19 protein-coding genes are annotated in these 18,489 nt (G+C 46.0%); 4 read left to right on the top strand and 15 right to left on the bottom strand.

All coding sequences use genetic code 11. The features are described 5' to 3' along the window. Positions 1-12: 12 nt before the first annotated feature. The 5 genes from fadB to AAGC78_RS11315 all read right to left on the bottom strand — a co-directional run bounded on the left by fadB (position 13) and on the right by AAGC78_RS11315 (position 5,571). Positions 13-2,163, bottom strand: coding sequence for a fatty acid oxidation complex subunit alpha FadB (gene fadB / locus AAGC78_RS11335; RefSeq protein WP_435784283.1), 2,151 nt, complete (start codon positions 2,161-2,163; stop codon positions 13-15). Positions 2,164-2,285: 122 nt separating this feature from the next. Continuing rightward, positions 2,286-2,897: a helix-turn-helix domain-containing protein gene (locus AAGC78_RS11330; protein ID WP_435784192.1), complete on the bottom strand. Its 612-nt coding sequence runs from the start codon at positions 2,895-2,897 to the stop codon at positions 2,286-2,288. A 57-nt stretch (positions 2,898-2,954) separates the two neighbouring features. Beyond that, positions 2,955-3,317 carry an MmcQ/YjbR family DNA-binding protein gene (locus tag AAGC78_RS11325; protein ID WP_435784191.1) on the bottom strand — a complete coding sequence of 121 codons (363 nt, stop codon included), beginning with the start codon at positions 3,315-3,317 and terminating at the stop codon, positions 2,955-2,957. A 182-nt stretch (positions 3,318-3,499) separates the two neighbouring features. Next, a complete protein-coding gene (locus tag AAGC78_RS11320; protein WP_435784190.1) occupies positions 3,500-3,700 on the bottom strand; it encodes a hypothetical protein in 201 nt (66 codons plus the stop codon). Positions 3,701-3,873: 173 nt separating this feature from the next. Continuing rightward, positions 3,874-5,571 (bottom strand): NAD-dependent malic enzyme, encoded by a 1,698-nt coding sequence (locus AAGC78_RS11315; RefSeq protein WP_435784189.1) that lies wholly within the window; start codon positions 5,569-5,571, stop codon positions 3,874-3,876. Between the two features lie 140 nt (positions 5,572-5,711). Here AAGC78_RS11315 and AAGC78_RS11310 point away from each other — a divergent pair, with 140 nt between their 5' ends. The 3 genes from AAGC78_RS11310 to AAGC78_RS11300 are packed head-to-tail and all read left to right on the top strand — an operon-like array spanning position 5,712 to position 6,808. Next, positions 5,712-6,056: a HopJ type III effector protein gene (locus AAGC78_RS11310; RefSeq protein ID WP_435784188.1), complete on the top strand. Its 345-nt coding sequence runs from the start codon at positions 5,712-5,714 to the stop codon at positions 6,054-6,056. 16 nt (positions 6,057-6,072) lie between these two features. Beyond that, on the top strand, positions 6,073-6,378 hold the full coding sequence (locus AAGC78_RS11305; protein WP_435784187.1) for a hypothetical protein: 306 nt from the start codon (positions 6,073-6,075) through the stop codon (positions 6,376-6,378). A gap of 4 nt (positions 6,379-6,382) precedes the next feature. Beyond that, positions 6,383-6,808 carry a secondary thiamine-phosphate synthase enzyme YjbQ gene (locus tag AAGC78_RS11300; RefSeq protein ID WP_435784186.1) on the top strand — a complete coding sequence of 142 codons (426 nt, stop codon included), beginning with the start codon at positions 6,383-6,385 and terminating at the stop codon, positions 6,806-6,808. A 57-nt stretch (positions 6,809-6,865) separates the two neighbouring features. Here AAGC78_RS11300 and ffh read toward each other — a convergent pair whose 3' ends face one another. Further along, complete coding sequence (ffh, locus tag AAGC78_RS11295; RefSeq protein WP_435784185.1) at positions 6,866-8,257, bottom strand: signal recognition particle protein; 1,392 nt, start codon at positions 8,255-8,257, stop codon at positions 6,866-6,868. A gap of 249 nt (positions 8,258-8,506) precedes the next feature. Here ffh and AAGC78_RS11290 point away from each other — a divergent pair, with 249 nt between their 5' ends. After that, positions 8,507-9,307: a cytochrome C assembly family protein gene (locus tag AAGC78_RS11290; protein ID WP_435784184.1), complete on the top strand. Its 801-nt coding sequence runs from the start codon at positions 8,507-8,509 to the stop codon at positions 9,305-9,307. Positions 9,308-9,332: 25 nt separating this feature from the next. Here the strand turns inward: AAGC78_RS11290 and AAGC78_RS11285 are convergent, their stop codons facing one another. From AAGC78_RS11285 to AAGC78_RS11245, 9 genes are all read right to left on the bottom strand, one after another. Continuing rightward, the gene (locus AAGC78_RS11285) at positions 9,333-9,569 is read right to left on the bottom strand and encodes a hypothetical protein (RefSeq protein ID WP_435784183.1); all 237 of its coding nucleotides are present in this window, start codon (positions 9,567-9,569) and stop codon (positions 9,333-9,335) included. A gap of 297 nt (positions 9,570-9,866) precedes the next feature. Beyond that, the gene (gene cysS / locus AAGC78_RS11280) at positions 9,867-11,261 is read right to left on the bottom strand and encodes a cysteine--tRNA ligase (RefSeq protein WP_435784182.1); all 1,395 of its coding nucleotides are present in this window, start codon (positions 11,259-11,261) and stop codon (positions 9,867-9,869) included. Between the two features lies 1 nt (position 11,262). Next, the gene (locus AAGC78_RS11275) at positions 11,263-12,984 is read right to left on the bottom strand and encodes a glutamine--tRNA ligase/YqeY domain fusion protein (RefSeq protein ID WP_435784181.1); all 1,722 of its coding nucleotides are present in this window, start codon (positions 12,982-12,984) and stop codon (positions 11,263-11,265) included. 163 nt (positions 12,985-13,147) lie between these two features. Next, complete coding sequence (mltG, locus tag AAGC78_RS11270) at positions 13,148-14,224, bottom strand: endolytic transglycosylase MltG (protein WP_435784180.1); 1,077 nt, start codon at positions 14,222-14,224, stop codon at positions 13,148-13,150. A 30-nt stretch (positions 14,225-14,254) separates the two neighbouring features. Continuing rightward, positions 14,255-15,118, bottom strand: coding sequence for an aminodeoxychorismate lyase (gene pabC / locus AAGC78_RS11265; RefSeq protein WP_435784179.1), 864 nt, complete (start codon positions 15,116-15,118; stop codon positions 14,255-14,257). A 71-nt stretch (positions 15,119-15,189) separates the two neighbouring features. Then, positions 15,190-16,431 (bottom strand): beta-ketoacyl-ACP synthase II, encoded by a 1,242-nt coding sequence (gene fabF / locus AAGC78_RS11260; RefSeq protein ID WP_435784178.1) that lies wholly within the window; start codon positions 16,429-16,431, stop codon positions 15,190-15,192. 190 nt (positions 16,432-16,621) lie between these two features. Then, the gene (gene acpP / locus AAGC78_RS11255; protein ID WP_012487300.1) at positions 16,622-16,858 is read right to left on the bottom strand and encodes an acyl carrier protein; all 237 of its coding nucleotides are present in this window, start codon (positions 16,856-16,858) and stop codon (positions 16,622-16,624) included. Between the two features lie 195 nt (positions 16,859-17,053). Beyond that, entirely contained in the window at positions 17,054-17,800 is a 747-nt protein-coding gene (gene fabG / locus AAGC78_RS11250) for a 3-oxoacyl-ACP reductase FabG (protein ID WP_435784177.1), read from the bottom strand. A 61-nt stretch (positions 17,801-17,861) separates the two neighbouring features. Continuing rightward, on the bottom strand, positions 17,862-18,489 hold a 628-nt coding region (locus AAGC78_RS11245; RefSeq protein WP_435784176.1), incomplete at its 5' end, for an ACP S-malonyltransferase.

The raw sequence follows: 18,489 nt of genomic DNA, 5'->3' as shown, positions 1-18,489 counted from the left end.
TCTTATGACTCCTTAGCCGTAAAATTTTTGGTTGTTAGCCGCTTTGGCTTTGAGGCTTTCCGGCACTTGGTAAAGCGCGCCGAGTGCGGTGAATTTCGCGGCCATATCGCAGAAAGTTTGCGCGCCGATAAAATCAATCCACCGGAATACACCACCACGGAAGGGTGGAAAACCTGTGCCATACACCAATGCCATATCAGCTTCCGCTGCGGTTTCTACAATGCCCTCATCCAGGCAGCGAGTAAGCTCAGTCGCCATAGGAATCATCATGCGGGCGACAATATCTTCATCGCTGATTTCAATTGCGCCTTGAATTGTGGGTTTGAGAATGTTCGCCACTTCAGCTGCAGCAACTTTTGCTTGCTTGCCTTTTTTATCCAATTCGTAATTGTAAAAACCTTTGTCATTTTTCTGACCGAGACGACCTGCAGCAAATAACGCATCAGTGCACGAAGTAAAATCGCGCTGCATACGATCAGGGAAACCATTCGCCATCACTTTTTCTGCATGGACTGCGGTATCAATACCCACCACATCCAACAAATAAGCAGGCCCCATTGGCCAACCCCAGGTTTCCATTAATTTATCGATACGCTGGAAATCAACACCATCACGCACCAGCAATGCAAAGCCAGCCAAATACGGGAACAGCACACGGTTTACTAAAAAGCCAGGGCAATCCTTTACAACAATTGGCTTTTTGCCCATCGCATTTGCGTAAGCTACGGTACGGGCGACAGCGTTGTCCGAGGTCTTCTCACCGCGAATCACTTCCACCAAAGGCATCATGTGCACCGGGTTAAAAAAGTGCATACCGCAGAAGTTTTCCGGACGCGCCAAACCTTCGGCAAGATAGGTAATAGAAATAGTGGAGGTATTTGATGCGAGAACCGTATCACTGCTGACTTTGGTTTCTGCTTCAGCCAATACCGCTTTTTTCACTTTAGGATTTTCAACTACAGCCTCGACAACAATATCTACTTTATCGAAACCATCGTAAGTCAATGCGGGCTCAATACGATTTAATACATTGCCCATTTCAGTTGCGGTTAATTTTTTACGTTCAACACGCTTACTTAATAATTTATTCGCTTCCGACAAACCAAGGTCAATCCCCTGCTGGGCAATGTCTTTCATTTTAATCGGCACGCCTTTTAACGCTGATTGGTAGGCGATACCACCGCCCATAATTCCTGCACCCAGCACTGCAGCGCGTGCAATTTTTTTATCAGCCTTTTTCTCCCAACCTTTGGCTTTTTTACTCAGAATTTGCTCATTGATAAAAATACCGACGAGCGATTGAGCAACAGGAGTCTGTGCCATTTTGGCAAAATTCTCTGCTTCAGCTTGCAATGCCTCATCACGCCCTTTATCAGCGGCTTTTTGCATTGCTTTAATAGCAGAAACAGGCGCTGGATAATTGCGCCCCGCCTGTCCACCCACAAAAGCTTTTGAAGTTTCGAAAGCCATCATGGATTCAATGAAATTTAATTTGAGTGGCGATTTTTTCTGTGTGCGGCGAGCTTGATAATCAAACTTGCCATTAATACATTGCTGCAAACAATTCAGCGCAGCATCAATTAGTTTTGCTGGCTCAACGACCGCATCAACTACACGCGCAGTTAGCGCAGTCTCTGCATCATTTTCTTTACCAGCGGCAATCCATTCAACGGCAGTATCAAGTCCGGCAACCCGCGGCAGGCGAACAGTGCCGCCCCACCCTGGAATAATGCCTAGCTTGGTTTCCGGCAGGCCAACTTTGGCTGCGGTGCTAGCGATGCGGTAATCGCAGGATAAACAGAACTCCAAACCACCGCCCAGCGCAAATCCGTTAATCGCTACGACTGTTGGAAAAGGTAAATCTTCCAAGCGGCAGAAGTTGCGATTATTGGTGGCAAGATGACCAGTAATTTGTTCGGGACCAGCAGCAAATACTGCACCGAATTCCATAATGTCAGCGCCGACGATAAAAACATCTTTCGCGCTTTTGACCAGCAATCCCCGAACGTCTTTTGATTTTTCGAGTAGATCGAGTACTTGCTGGAGTTCAGAAACGACGAGCAAACTGAATTTGTTCACCGATTCGCCTTGCAGATCAAAGGTCAGTTCCGCGATGCCATCAGGCAACAAAGAAACCTTTAGGGCTTGTCCTTGAAACATAATTAATCTCTCTTTCTAATAAGGAACGAGGAGGGAAAATCTGGATTTGAGTGTAGCAGGCCAGCAGGGACTTGCCTTATAGGAGTGCAGGTAGCTGGGTTATAACGCACAAAAATTTGCGCGAATTACACCTTATGCACAAAAAGCGAACAACGAAATAATCTGCATTCCGTAATAGAGACATTTGATAGCTGGTAAGGTTGCCTGGCTGGAATGTAAAAACCATCGCCCACCTGCAATAACTCGGTTCCACTAAGAAGCACCAGCTGCACCTCACCCTCAAGCACCAAACCACAAATATCGGTAGCAGGCAGATCGAACCCAAGCGATTGCCCGGTTGGCAAACTCTCAATCCGAGCATCAATTTGCGCCTTGGATGAACCAAATGCTTGAATCTTCAGGCCAGTTTCATCGGCAGTTAATTGAAGATTACCGGAGCGATAAATGTGGGCGGGATTGGAGGGATCAAAACTGAAAAAATCCGCAAGCCCAATTGGAAATGCAGAAAGAATGCGGGTGAGTGATTGTACGCTGGGACTAACCTGCCCTTGCTCAATCATTGAAATACTGCTGTTGGTAACACCTGCACGCTTGGCAAGCTCTCGCTGGGAAAAACCAAAGGCTTCGCGAATCAGTTTGAGCCTTTCAGCGGTATCCAGTGAGGATGTAGATGTATCGGAAACTACGAACTTGCCAGCAGTCGACAGCGAATTTATACCAGATGCATCATTCGACATGCTTGGTACCTACACGATAGGAAGCACCGGGCGCATGCCCAGTGCCAACAGCAGGGATTATTTTTTGGAAGCGAGTAATTGGTCGCGCTCGGCAGTCGGCAGATTATCCACGATCAACTGATAAGAGTGATCAATCATCCGCTGGATCTGTTCGGTGGGAACAGAGCTATCCAAAATAATGGTATTCCAATGCTTCTTGTTCATTTGGAAACCAGGACGCACAGCAGGATATTGTTCACGCAACTGTAACGCCAGATCCGGATCGCACTTCAGGCTGACACGTGGGACACCACCTTCAGCGGTCAAGGTTGCGAACATTTTATGGCACACTTTGTACACTGCCATATCAGGGCCAGAGGGAAACATCTCTTTGGCTTGGTGCTTGGTTAAAAGGTATTTCTGTGCAGAAAGAAAATCCATGTTTTAGTCCTTTATCGAACAACTCAGGTCGATTAAAAAGCTATAAATTGGGTTAAGGTCGAGCATATTTTGCATATTTTTGCTTCTGTACCGCAGGAGTGGTTCAACCACTATTCTCTGCGTCTCTCGTACAAACTGCCCCGATCCTGGCATCAAATACAACATCAGTATAGGACAAACTTTCATCCCCCAATGCCAAAACCATCTTGATTACAGGTAAAACTAAAGCAATCAATGCTTAAAATACCTCCAACCAATAGGGCTCGCTCCTTCACCTTTGCGTATTCTGCATCAGGTTCTAAAGAAACGATAGCAAGAATGGCGTCAAAGTCATCAATTTTTAATTGGGCGGCGATTTTATGGTCAATCTGACCAGTTGTCACGCCTATATTTCACGAACTTCGACCCTATTCGCGAACAATTCGCACCAACCAAGTCTATATAAATCACCGATTCAATATGCTGTATTACCCCCCTCCTCTTCGAAGCCTAGCATATACGGTCACTTAGGGTAAATTGCACAAAATAACAGCATCCAGCTAAAGGAACAGCATCGTCAAAACGATGTTCGGCGATACTCGCGATACTCTGGCTGCCAAAAATTTTTCTCAATTTTTTCGTCAATCAATTCCAGCGGTATAGGAAGCGCCACTCCATCCGCTATTGCTTGCAAAATGACCGTTTTAGCAATCACCTTGCTAACTTCGCGAATATCGCCCAATGCAGGCAAGAGCGATCCTTTACCAGTTTGCGCAAGAGGAGAAGCATCCGCGAGAGCCTGACTGGCCGCCATCATCATGTTATCGGTAATGCGCGTTGCTTTCGCGGTGATAACACCCAAACCAATACCAGGAAAGATATAACTATTATTACACTGGGCAATCTCGAATACCTGATCGCCCATATCAACCGGCTCGAATGGGCTGCCAGTAGCAACCATCGCCTTTCCTGCTGTCCACCGAAGGAGATCAACAGGTTGTGCTTCTGCTTGGGAGGTTGGGTTTGATAGTGGCAATATCAATGGTCGCTCGCAATGTGCTTGCATGGTTTCGACCACAGTTTTCGTAAATAATCCCGCTTGTCCGGAAACCCCAATCAATACCGTTGGTTTAGCATTGGTAACAACATCCAATAAATTGACTGGGCCATCGCCCACTTCATGGGTCAAAGCCCAACTATTGACTACTTCGTCCGGAGTGCAGAAAGGAAGGTGGAACTCAAATAATCCCGGCAAACCTTTTTGAAGCAAACCATCGCGACTGACTAAAAAGATACGTGCCCGCGCTTCAGCATCACTTGCACCTTCAGCTTTCATTTGCTTCACAATCTGATCGGCGATACCACAGCCAGCTGATCCAGCACCAGCAAATACGATTCGCTGATCTTTTAGTAGTTCGCCCTTGGCTTTGCAGGCAGCCATCAAGGTGCCCACGGCAACAGAGGCTGTGCCTTGGATATCATCGTTAAAACAACAAAGCTGATCACGGTAACGGTTCAATAAAGGTGTCGCGTGATCTTGCGCAAAATCTTCGAATTGAAGCAGTACATTTGGCCAACGAACTTTAACTGCCTGAATAAACTCATCAACAAATTGGTAATACTCATCACCGGTGATGCGTGGATGGCGCCAGCCCATATACATGGGGTCATCCAACAACGCCTGATTGTTAGTTCCCACATCCAAGGTGACGGGCAAGGTGTAAGCGGGACTGATACCGCCACAAGCGGTATAGAGTGCAAGCTTACCGATTGGAATCCCCATTCCCCCGATGCCCTGATCACCCAAGCCCAAAATACGCTCACCATCGGTGACCACGATCACTTTGACATTTTGCTTGGTGGCGTTTTGCAGCATATCCTCAATCCGGTCACGGTCGGGATAAGAAATAAACAAACCGCGTTTACGACGGTATATCTTGGAGAACTGCTGGCAGGCCAAGCCAACTGTCGGGGTATAAATCAACGGCATAATTTCCGCTAAATGATCAGTAACCAAACGGAAATAAGCCGTTTCATTGGTATCCTGAATATTGCGCAAATAAACATGCTTATCTATTGGAGTTTCGAACGAGCAAAGCTGTTGATAAACACGAGCCTCCTGCTCTTCAATTGTCTCAATGTTGTAAGGTAAAAGGCCTTCCAGATTGAACTGTTGGCGCTCACGTAATGTGAACGCGCTTCCTTTATTTAGCAGGGGAGCTTCAAGTAACGCGGGACCAGCAAAGGGAATATAAATAGGACGTTTTTTAGCCATGACAATCACTAACGAGGGCTGAGGGTATATCGCAACCATAGCGCAATTAAACAAGAACAACCAGTAAAGGAAGAACAATTATTCTTTTGCGTGTTGAGCGAGTAAAATACGCATTAATTTTTATGTGAGAGTAAGTAATTATGACCATTGAAGCATTTATCACAAAACTGAACAGCGCACCCGATTCGATCCAATTTGGCGATACGATTGCTGTTATCGATGCTAACTACGAATTTACCCCAAGCGCCTTCCAAAATGGTTCAATTAAAAATGAAGCAGGACAAAATTCCGGCTCCTGTAAATTGTTTTCATTTGCCAAATTACAGGGCTTAACTGAAGCGCAAACCCTTGTCTGTTTTGGCGATTATTATCGTGTAGATGTGTTGCAGCATCCTGATGCACAAGACCATCAAAATATCCGAAATTTCATCCAGTTTGGTTGGAGTGGTATCACATTTGAAAGCGATGCCTTACGCAAAAAATAATTTGTCGGAGCGAAACATGTCAGCACTACTCAGATTAATTGTACTCACAACAATCCTTACCGCTTGCACCGCTACGCCAACACCAATAGAGAGCAAGCCTCAGCCTGTGTTTACCAATTGTCCTGAGCAGCGGCCAAATGTTTGCACCATGGATTATCGCCCGGTTTGCGCCACAAGAGACACTGGTGTTCGCTGCGTGACAACGCCCTGCCCGTCGACCGAACAGAAAACTTACAGCAATGCTTGTGGTGCCTGTGCGGATGTAAAAGTGATTGGACATATTCCCGACGAATGCCCTACACCAACCGCCACCAAGCAGTAAAACTATGTGGACGCAAAAAGAATTTCGCCTGACCGCACGTGCACGTGGATTTCATCTGGTGACAGATGAAATCCTGCGGCAGATTCCAGAATTATCCAATTATAAAATTGGCTTGCTGAATATTTTGATTAAGCACACATCGGCGTCGCTAACCATTAACGAAAATGCAGATCCCACTGTGCGCAAAGATTTTGAAAGTTTTTTCAATCGCGCGGTCCCGGAGGATCAGCCCTATTATTTACATAATGATGAAGGCAGCGATGATTTACCGGCGCATTTAAAAGCGAGCCTTCTTGGTGCCAGCTTAAATATTCCGATTACCGATGGACGTTTAAATCTGGGAGTTTGGCAGGGAATTTATTTGTGCGAGCATCGCAACCACGGAGGTAGTCGCACCTTGGTTGTCACGCTTCAGGGTGATACCTTTTAAATACTGCTGCAAATAAAAAACCCGCATTTAGCGGGTTTTTTATTGAGGGGCTCAATCTTATTTACGGAAGCCTGGAGGCAAAACACCGCCTGGTGCTGCGCCGCCGCCCGGCATCATACCGCCAATACCGCGCATCATTTTTTGCATGCCGCCACCTTTCATTTTGCCCATCATTTTTGCCATTTGTTTATATTGCTTTAACAAACGGTTTAAGTCCTGAATTTGTGTACCAGAACCCATAGTAATGCGGCGCTTGCGCGATCCACTCAGATCATCAGGATTGCGACGTTCTTCGGGCGTCATGGAATTAATAATAGCTTCCATGGTTTTAAATTGTTTGCCCATATTGGCTGTCTGCGCCATTTGCGCAACATTGCCAAGGCCAGGCAATTTATCCAACATGGAAGTCAACCCACCCATGTTTTGCATCTGCTGTAATTGATCGCGCAAATCTTCAAGATCAAACTTCTGACCTTTGGTAACTTTCTTGATCAACTTCTCCGCTTTTTCTTTATCGATGGTGCGCTCAGCTTGCTCGATCAGCGAGAGCACATCACCCATACCTAAAATACGCGAAGCAATACGATCAGGGTGGAAAGGCTCTAATGCATCGACCTTCTCGCCCATCCCCAGGAATTTAATTGGCTTGCCAGTGATGTGACGCACCGACAAAGCTGCACCACCGCGCGCGTCACCATCTGCTTTGGTGAGGATCACACCGGTCAACGGCAACGCATCGTTAAACGCTTTGGCTGTGTTAACCGCATCCTGACCGATCATGGCATCGATCACGAACAGGGTTTCAATCGGATTAATTGCAGCGTGAAGATCTTTGATTTCGGTCATCAGGTCTTCATCAATATGAAGACGACCAGCAGTGTCCACAATCAACACATCAAAGAATTGCTTTCTGGCGTGATCAATAGCATTGCGGGCAATATCGAGCGGCTTTTGCTCACCAGTGGATGGATAACATTCCACACCCACTTCGGTCGCCAATGTTTGTAGCTGTTGAATTGCCGCTGGACGATATACGTCGGCACTCACCACCAATACTTTTTTCTTCTCACGCTCTTTCAGGAAGCGCGCCAACTTGGCAACAGAGGTCGTTTTACCAGCACCTTGCAAACCTGCCATCAATACAACTGCTGGTGGTTGTTGAGCCAGATTCAGTGACTCATTCGCCTGCCCCATAGTGGCAATCAACTCAGCCTCAACAATCTTGATAAATTGTTGACCGGGGTTCAGCGCCTTACTGATTTGCTGACCCAGCGCACGGCTGCGTACCTGATCGATAAATACTTTGACTACCGGCAGCGCAACGTCCGCTTCAAGCAATGCCTTACGCACATCGCGCAAGGCGTCTTTAATATTATCTTCACTGAGGCGTGCCTTGCCGGTGATGCTGCGCAGCGTATGGGATAAACGGTCGGTTAGATTCTCAAACATAGCCTGTCTCAAACAAACGGTTGATTCGCGGTGGGCTGATTCAGTTGGACTATCAGCCAGGAAAAGTGGCCGCGATTATACCCTCAAAGCGGGTTTAAAGGGTGTATTGATAAACAATCTGTAGCATCACCCAGTAAGCGCTGGATAAGGCTGTTTCTCATTTACCCTTCTCTTTGCCGGTACCTTGTGACACACTTGCGGCCTCAGCTTTGCCTATGAAATCTCCCGTTACGGATCAACCCTACCAGCATGATAACCCTTAGCGCCAACCTGATTGCCATTCTTGTTTACGTTGCAGCTGCTATTTATTTCGGCAGCCAGTTTGCGCGTCAAAAATCGTTTTCCTCCGCGCAGATTCTTGGCACTGCAGCAATTGGGCTAGTTGCACATGGTATTGGCGTTTACGGTATAAGCTTGGCTGGCGATAGTTTTAATTTCAGCCTGTTTTCTGCTTCATCGCTTATTTTTTGGCTAATTAATGCAATCGTCCTGATCAGCAGCCTGAAAAAAGAATTACATAATTTATTTTTGTTGTTATTTCCGCTATCAGCGCTTTCGGTATTGGTCTCAATTTGCTTCACCAATCCTGAATGGCAACATTCATTGAGCTACACCATCGCGGCACACGTCATACCCGCCCTGCTTGCATATAGCCTTCTTACCATTGCGAGTTTGCATGCATTGATTCTGGCCTATCAGAACAAAGCGCTGCGCGATAAAAACCGTATTGCCAACGCACGTCTGTTGCCACCGCTGCAAACCATGGAATCGCTGCTGTTTGAGTTACTTTGGGTGGGTGAGATTTTGTTGACGCTGGCGATATTGTCCGGGTTTTATTTTTTGGAAGACATGTTCGCCCAACATCTCGTACACAAAACTGTTTTTGCTTTAATCGCCTGGTTTATTTACGCACTGCTACTCTGGGGCCGCCATCAAATGGGCTGGAGAGGAAATAAAGCTATTCGCTGGGCGCTGGCAGGATTTATTTGTTTGATGCTCGCGTATTTTGGTAGCAAGCTAGTGCTGGAAATCATTCTGAATCGAGTGTAGCGCTGTAGTCACGGCCGATAATTAACTATTGGCGATCTTTCTTTTTTTCATCTGCTTTGCGACTTTGGCTCCATTTACGAACGCACCATGCAAGCACAGCAGCGATGAAAATCAATACCGCGAATAACACGATAATAATCAACAAATAATCAGCCAAAGTTTCCCAATGTAAACCCCATCCGTATACCGCAAGCAATAAAAAGCTCAGCCCTGCAAGCAAATTTACGCCCAAGCCTCGATTGCGAAACAGTCTGCGAAACATAAGTTGATAACGCCGAAGGGTTCTCACATCAGCAAGTCATGATGCAATAATCAGATTGCCATTTAAAAAAAACGTCTAGCGGGAAAAAAGATCCCCGCCAAACACCTTAACCAATAGATAAATTGCAGTAAAAACACCGATAGCAATAAGTTTGATTAATACTTTTTTTTGCGCATCGGCAATATTACTAAAACGTGGATGCCGCGAAACCAACAGATGTGAAACGGCATAAACCAAGACAAAACCGCCCAGCCAATAAAGCGCAAATGGGTCAAAAAAACTATTTCCCATAACTATCTATTCACGACGCCATTGGGTTGTGCCATCACGAGAGTCCTCAAGAACAACACCTGCCGCAAGCAGATCTTTCCGAATCTCATCAGCGCGAGCGTACTGTTTATCTTTTTTAGCCTGAATACGCTCAGCAATCAACCGCTCAACATCTTCAGCGGTAATTTGATCTGAACTGCCTGCCTGCAAAAACACTTCAGGGTTTTCTTGTAGCACGCCCAATATCAAACCCAATGCTTTCAATTGACCGGCGAGGCCATTAGCCAATTCGATATCACCCTTGGCATTATTCAGGTCACGAACTAAATCAAACATTCCTGCCAACGCTACGCGAGTGTTGAAGTCATCGTTCATGGCCTCAACAAATGCTTTGTAATATTGGCTATCTACCATTTCAGCCAGAGGTGTTGGTGCCACATCAGCATAATCACGCAAACCACCATAGAAACGCTCCAATCCGGCTCGCGCCTCGATCAGATTATCTTCCGCATAATTAATCGGACTGCGGTAGTGGCTGCTAACCAATAAAAAGCGCACAACCTCTGGATGATATTTTTCCAGCACATCGCGAATAGTGAAAAAGTTACCCAGTGATTTGGACATCTTTTCGCCGTCAACACGCACGGCTCCGGCATGCATCCAATAGTTAACATATTTGCAGCCATTAGCCGCTTCGCTTTGGGCAATCTCATTTTCATGATGAGGAAATGGCAAATCAGGTCCGCCGCCATGAATATCAAAGGTTTCACCACAGCAATCTTTACTCATTGCAGAGCATTCAATATGCCAGCCAGGACGACCATTTCCCCAAGGTGATTTCCATGCAGGTTCACCAGCTTTCGCTGCTTTCCATAATACGAAATCGCGCGGGTCTTCTTTTATTTCATCGACTTCGATACGCGCTCCGACAAGTAACTCGTCTACGTTTTTATTAGTTAGTTTCCCATAGTCAGCAAAACGTGTTACCCGGTAATAGACATCGCCATTACTTGCTGCGTAAGCATAGCCCTTATTAATTAAGGCTTTATTCATATCAACAATTTGATCAATGAACGCTGTCGCACGCGGCTCAATATCAGGGCGCGCAATTCCTAAACGAGTTTCATCTTCATGCATATAGTCGATGAAGCGTTTGGTCAGTACAGTAAACTCCTCACCATTCTCATTTGCGCGCTTGATAATTTTATCGTCGATATCAGTAATGTTACGCACATAAGTAACATCCCAACTCTGGCTCCGCAGAAACTTGGTGATCACATCAAACGCAACCAACACTCGTGCGTGACCAATATGGCAATAGTCATAAACAGTAATACCGCAAACATACATAGAAATTTTGCCAGGATTAATCGGCTTGAAAACTTCTTTTTGACGCGTAAGAGTGTTGTATATTTGCAGCATATTATTCCTGATCTTCCGTTTTGCCGAAGCTGTCTTTCAAACTGATGGTGCGATTAAATACCAATTTTTCGCCCGTGCTGTATTTGCTATCAAGGCAGAAGTAGCCCTGACGCTCAAATTGATAGCCACTACCAACGGTGGCAGTACCAAGACTAAGCTCTGCTTTACAGCCCTGCAAAATTTCAAGGTTATTTGGATTAATTGAATCCAAAAAGTTTTTCCCGCCAGCATCCGGCGCTTCATCGTTAAACAAACGATTGTATAAACGCACTTCGCAATCGAGATTTTGCGTCGCCGAAACCCAGTGGATAACACCTTTAGGTTTTACACCGTCTGCTGGGTCTTTACCCAAAGTACCTTCGATAATACGCGCGCGCACTTCGATCACATTCCCAGCAGAATCTTTAATCGCCTCATCAGCTTCAATTACGTAAGCACCACGCAAACGTACGCGCTTACCGGTCACCAAACGTTTGTATTTCTTATTGGCTTCTTCACGGAAATCTTCTTGTTCAATAAATACCGTTTGAGTAAATGGAATAGTGCGATCACCTAAATCATCACGATTAGGATGATTATGCACAGTCAATGTCTCTACTTGCTCTGCAGGATAATTGGTCAAGGTCAATTTGAGTGGTTTTAACACACACATTGCGCGCGGGGCGTTTTTGTCTAAATCATCGCGCACACAAAACTCCAACACACCTACATCAACGATGCTATCAGAACGAGTGACGCCGATACGATCACAAAAATCGCGCAATGACGCGGGTGTGTAACCACGACGACGCATGCCTGAAATGGTTGGCATGCGCGGGTCATTCCAACCATCAACATGATTTTCATCAACCAGTTGTTTCAACTTACGCTTGCTGGTCACGGCATAATTGATATTCAAGCGCGCAAATTCATATTGGCGCGGCTTCGCAGGCACAGGTAAGTTTTGGATAAACCAATCGTACAATGGCTTGTGATCTTCAAACTCCAGTGTACAAATTGAATGGGTAATACCTTCCAGCGCATCACTTTGGCCGTGCGCAAAATCGTAAGAAGGATAAATACACCATTTATCACCGGTTTGGTGATGATGAGCTTTTTTAATGCGATAGATAATCGGATCACGTAAATTAATATTGGGCGAAGCCATATCAATTTTCGCACGCAGAGAACAAGCGCCCTCTTCAAATCCGCCGGCACGCATTTTTTCAAACAGCGCAAGATTCTCTTCCACACTGCGATCACGGAACGGGCTGTTTTTACCTGCTTCAACCAAAGTGCCACGGTATTCACGCATTTGCTCTGCGCTCAGATCGCACACGAATGCCAATCCATTGTTAATCAAATGAATTGCCCAAGCATGTAGCTGATCAAAATAATCAGATGTATAGCGAACCGCCCCATCCCATTTAAAACCTAACCACTCGACGTCCTGCTTGATGGCATTAACGAATTCTTCATTCTCTTTTTCAGGATTCGTATCATCAAAACGCAAATTGCAGACACCACCAAACTCTTCCGCCACACCGAAATTGAGGCAGATAGATTTAGCGTGACCTATGTGCAAATAGCCATTTGGTTCAGGCGGAAAACGGGTGACAATTTTTTGATGTAATCCCTGCTCCAAATCTTTGCGAATAATTTGTTGGATAAAATGCAAAGGCTTGCTTTTTGTTTCGGTATTGCCAATGTCGGCAGTATCAATCGCTGAATTATTGTCGCTCATGGGATAAAAAATCCGTCAGGGTAAAGGCCATAGGGCAGGATCGTAAATCCGTCAGGATAGGATCACAAATCCGGGGGTTAGTCATTGATATTAATGGCTATTGTACTGAGTCGAGAGCGCTTTTCATACCGTGCAAAACGCTCTCTCCAAGCACAAAAAACACTCAATTCTTCTGTGCAGAGGGTGATGCAGAGGGCGGAGCAGCACGATAATCACTGCGACGATTCAACTGGTAGCGCCGAACCGCCTGATTGTGCGCATCCAGGCTATCGGAGAACTCGCTGGTACCGTCACCTTTAGCCACAAAATACAGCGCCTTGCCAGATGCAGGATTAAGTGCCGCCTTAATCGATGCAGCACTCGGCAGCGATATTGGTGTTGGTGGCAAACCTGGAATGACATAAGTGTTATAGCTGGTTGCCTCTTCAAGATTTTTGCGCGTAATACGACCAACGTAGCTATCACCCATTCCATAAATAACCGTGGGATCTGTTTGTAGTTTCATTCCCTGTTGCAACCGACGAACAAACACACCTGCGATCTGATCACGCTCACTATGATGCCCCGTCTCACGCTCGACAATAGACGCCATAATCAATGCCTCATAGCTGTTGCTATAGGGCAAGTTGGGCACACGCTTTTCCCACTCTGAATCCAATAGTGATTGCATTTTTCGGTGAGCGTTTTGCAATATTTCAACATCGGTGGTGTTGCGGCTAAAACTGTAGGTATCAGGAAAGAACCATCCTTCAAGATGCTGAATTGGCAATCCCAGCAAAGCTAACTGTTCCTGCTCCGTTTTACCGCTAAGCTGATGCCGGATGGTGGTCAGCTTTTCCAACGATGCCAGCACTTGCTTTACTGTCCAACCCTCAACAAAAGTAACTTGGTATAAAACTACATCGCCGCTTTTGAGCTTTAACAACACATCTTTTGGCGTTGCTCCAGCAGGGAAAAAATATTCGCCCGCGTGAATATTTGCTGTCTCATCAAAGCGCGCATACAAACGCAATAAGCGCGGATGATTTAGTATTTTTTCATTACCCAAATCGTTAGCTAAATGACTCAGGGAGTGCCCCTGCTTTAAATCGTAAGTGTAGCCTTGTTCAGGAATATTTAACGGCGTAACAAACCAATTCTGCACATAAAACCAAGCCCCTAGCAGGCCGATCAAACCTGCAAGACAAATACCGGCAAACAAGCCCAGCAACTTCATTGTCAACGATAATTTTTTACTCATAGAAACGTCGTTATGACTCACTCGAATTAACTAAAAAAATTGCAGAAGCTGATGCTGCAGTGCTTGCGTTATTTGGTGCTGGTGAAAAGCATACTGCTGTGGATTTTTTTCCCTATCATCAATCACATTGTTTACAGGCCAGATACCGTAGACACTATTGCAAAGAAAAATTTCATCCGCAGACAAGAGAAAATCCAACTCCATATCGACAACATTGACTGTTAGCTCTGCGGCAGGTGCAAATTGCTCAACAATCACCCTGCGCATAACTCCCGCGACGCCAGCACTTGATAAATCAGGTGTATAGAGTTGATTATCCTTTACTGCAAAAAGATTACTGACCGTTGCCTCCACCACCCTACCCTGCGTATCCAGCAATAAACCTTCTGCATATTCACTAGCCCATTCTGAACGAGCCAGAATATGTTCAAGTCGATTCAAATGCTTCATGCCGGCAAGCGCAGGATTTGCCGATATCCGTAAGTTGCAAATACGCACCGAAACCCCTGCATTAAATTGTTCGTTCTGCAGCGGATTCCCGGCAAAAATCCCCAAACAATAGGTTGGATTCACGGTTTCAGGCAAACGATAACCGCGACCACCGACACCGCGAGTAGCTGTTATTTTCAACACCGCATCTTCAACACCATACGCCTGCGCCTGAACAATTAACGCATCCTTGTATTGAGCCAATAAGGATTCATCAACCGGAATTTTTAAGCGCGCAGCACTCTGTAACAAGCGCTCGCGGTGATATGGCCAGAGGGGAATAGATCCATTTTGATAACGGCAGGTTTCAAACACGCCATCGCCATAGGCAAAACCTCGATCCAGCGGTGATATCGCTGCGTCGAGAATACCGTTAACACTAATGAGGGGTAGATTTATTGACATGATGGGAGTCTATACAAAAACGCCGGACTGTCTCCAGTCCGGCGTCATTTTTAACTCAAAATAAACCGAAATTACAGCTTGCGGAAAACCAGAGATCCGTTTGTACCACCAAAACCAAATGAGTTGGACAACACTGCTTCAATTTTGCGCTCTTGTGCGGTGTGCGGCACCAGATTGAGATCTGCACAAGATTCTTCTGGATTATCCAGATTGATCGTCGGTGGTGCCACTTGATCCCGAATGGCCAGCACGCTGAATATCGCCTCAACAGCACCAGCAGCCCCCAACAAGTGGCCAATCATGGATTTGGTCGAACTCACTGCAACTTGCCCTGCAGCAGCCCCCATAACTGATTTAACAGCTTGGCACTCTGCTTTGTCGCCGGCCGGCGTTGAAGTGCCGTGTGCATTGATGTAATGAATCAATTCTGGCGATATACCCGCATCCAAAATAGCATTACGCATTGACGCCGCTGCACCCGAACCATCTTCCGGTGGTGAAGTCATGTGATAAGCATCACCACTCATACCGAAGCCAATCAACTCGGCATAAATTTTCGCACCGCGCGCTTTCGCATGATCATATTCCTCAAGCACCAGTACACCAGCACCATCGCCCAGCACAAAACCATCACGGTCTTTATCCCAGGGGCGACTTGCCGCTTGCGGATTGTCATTGCGGGTAGACAGAGCACGTGCCGCAGCAAAACCGCCTAACCCAAGAGGCGTGGTCGCCATCTCTGCACCGCCCGCCACCATCACATCAGCATCACCGTATTGAATCATACGCGCAGCAAAACCAATGCTGTGCGTACCGGTGGTACAAGCAGTAGTAATAGCGATATTGGGGCCACGCAAACCGTACATGATCGAGAGGTTGCCGGAGATCATGTTGATAATGGCACTGGGCACAAAAAACGGGGATATACGACGTGGGCCTTTATGCTCAAGGGTTGAAGAACCCTCTTCGATAGTCCCGATACCACCAATCCCGGAACCAATGGATACGCCAATTCGCCCTGCATTCGCTTCAGTGATTTCCAATCCGGAATCGCGAATTGCCTGAATACCAGCAACCATACCGTACTGGATAAACGGGTCCATTTTGCGAGCTTCTTTGCTGGGGAAATAATCATCCACCACCAAGCCTTTCACCGATGCACTAAATTGCGTGGTAAAAGCCGATGCATCGAAGTGGGTAATAGTTTGCACTCCACTTTTCCCGTTGACGATGCCATTCCAGGTATCCTCAACGGTATTACCCAGTGAACTGATCATACCCAAACCAGTAACTACAACTCTTTTACGAGACACGTTTAAAGTTCTCCTGCGAAAGATGATTGAGCGCAACTGCAGCACCCCAATTATCTTGATGATTCGTAAGACATCGGAAACTACGATTGAACATGCCTGAAGGCAAAAAAAAAGCCGTACTATTTTGCAATAATACGGCTTTTTGAAAAACAGATATCAGCTGCCAGTTAAATCAAACCAAGCAGGCAAATTATGCCAAGTTGGCATTGATGTAATCGATAGCCAATTGAACAGTAGTGATTTTCTCGGCTTCTTCATCCGGAATCTCAGTTTCAAATTCTTCTTCGAGAGCCATTACCAACTCTACGGTATCCAAAGAATCAGCGCCCAGATCTTCGACGAAAGAAGCTTCGTTTTTAACTTCTTCTTCTTTCACACCCAGTTGCTCAGCAACGATCTTTTTTACGCGTTCTTCAATGCTACTCATGATGTTATGTAACTCCTAGTGGTTATATGTTCGAAACGCCTGACACTTCAAGCCAAAAAAACAGCCGGGTCGAGTGTTCCGGTCAAAATCGTCGCGCATTTTACATCGATTTTAGGGTTGTTGTAATGCCAAGAGGCAAATTTCTTTGATTTATAGAAAATAACCTATTAAAAACAATAAGTTATAATCGAAAAATCACGACATGTACATGCCGCCATTGACGTGAATTGTCTCTCCGCTGATATAAGCACCGGCATCACTGGCCAAGAAAACAACTACGGAAGCAATCTCCTCAGGTGAACCCAAGCGCCCCAGAGGAATGCGGGATAACAACTGCTGCTTTTGCTCTTCGGGCAACACTTTAGTCATATCGGTATCAATGAAGCCCGGTGCAACTGTGTTTACCGTAATATTACGTGAACCAACCTCAGCCGCTAAAGAGCGAGCAAAGCCAGCAACGCCAGCCTTGGTTGCCGCATAATTAGACTGGCCAGGATTTCCCATCGCACCCACAACCGAACTGATGTTGATAATACGGCCCCAGCGAGCTTTCATCATGCCGCGCAACACACCTTTGCTCAAACGGTAGATTGCACTCAGATTGGTATTGATGACATCAAACCATTCTTCATCACTCATGCGCATTAACAAATTATCTTTTGTAATACCTGCGTTGTTGACCAAAATCGCAGGCGCGCCAAATTCATCGCCCACTTCTTTTAACAAGGTTGCAACCGAATCTGCATCTGTTACGTTCAATACTTTACCGACACCACGAATACCCAATTCAGCAAAACGTGCAGAAATTTTTTCAGCACCGGAAGCACTGGTTGCCGTGCCAATAACCACTGCACCGGCCTTACCTAACTGCTCAGCGATTGCTGCACCAATGCCACGACTAGCACCGGTAACCAAGGCAACTTTATCGTTAAGATTTAACATTTATTGTTCCCGTGTAAAATAAAAATAGAAAACTAAAAAATCGAAATCCAGAAATAAACAATTACACAAAGCTCGTTAATGCCGACTGCAATTCTTCTGGCTTCTCAACTGATGTTGTCGCCAACTCAGCATGAATACGCTTATTCAAACCTGAAAGTACTTTACCTGGGCCGCACTCCAGCGTAGAGGTGATACCTGCAGCAACCATAGTATTTACACACTCCACCCAACGAACAGGGCTGTAAATTTGCTCAATCATCAACGCTTTAATTTTTTCAGGATCTGCCTCTACCGCAGCTGTTACATTGTGCACAACTGGAATCTGCGGAGCAGAAAAAGTTGTTGCCGCAATTTGATCAGCCAAGCGCTCAGCTGCAGGACGCATTAATTCAGTATGAAATGGAGCGCTCACAGGCAGAGGTAACGCACGCTTTGCGCCAGCCTCTTTACAAAGCGCACTCGCGCGCTCCACCGCCGCTGCCGACCCCGCAATAACAACCTGTCCCGGTGAATTAAAATTAACTGCAGCGACAACTTCGCCCTGCTCCGCTTTTTTACACGCTTCGAGAATTAACGCATCATCAAGACCGATAATCGCCGCCATACCACCCTGTCCGGCAGGCACAGCCTCTTGCATAAATTTCCCGCGTTGCTGTACCAATTTTACCGCATCGGCAAATGCAACAACA

This window comes from Cellvibrio sp. (assembly GCF_039207905.1).
Lineage (GTDB): Bacteria > Pseudomonadota > Gammaproteobacteria > Pseudomonadales > Cellvibrionaceae > Cellvibrio.
Note: the sequence above shows the minus strand (reverse complement) of the source record. Positions and strands in the feature narration are given on the sequence as shown.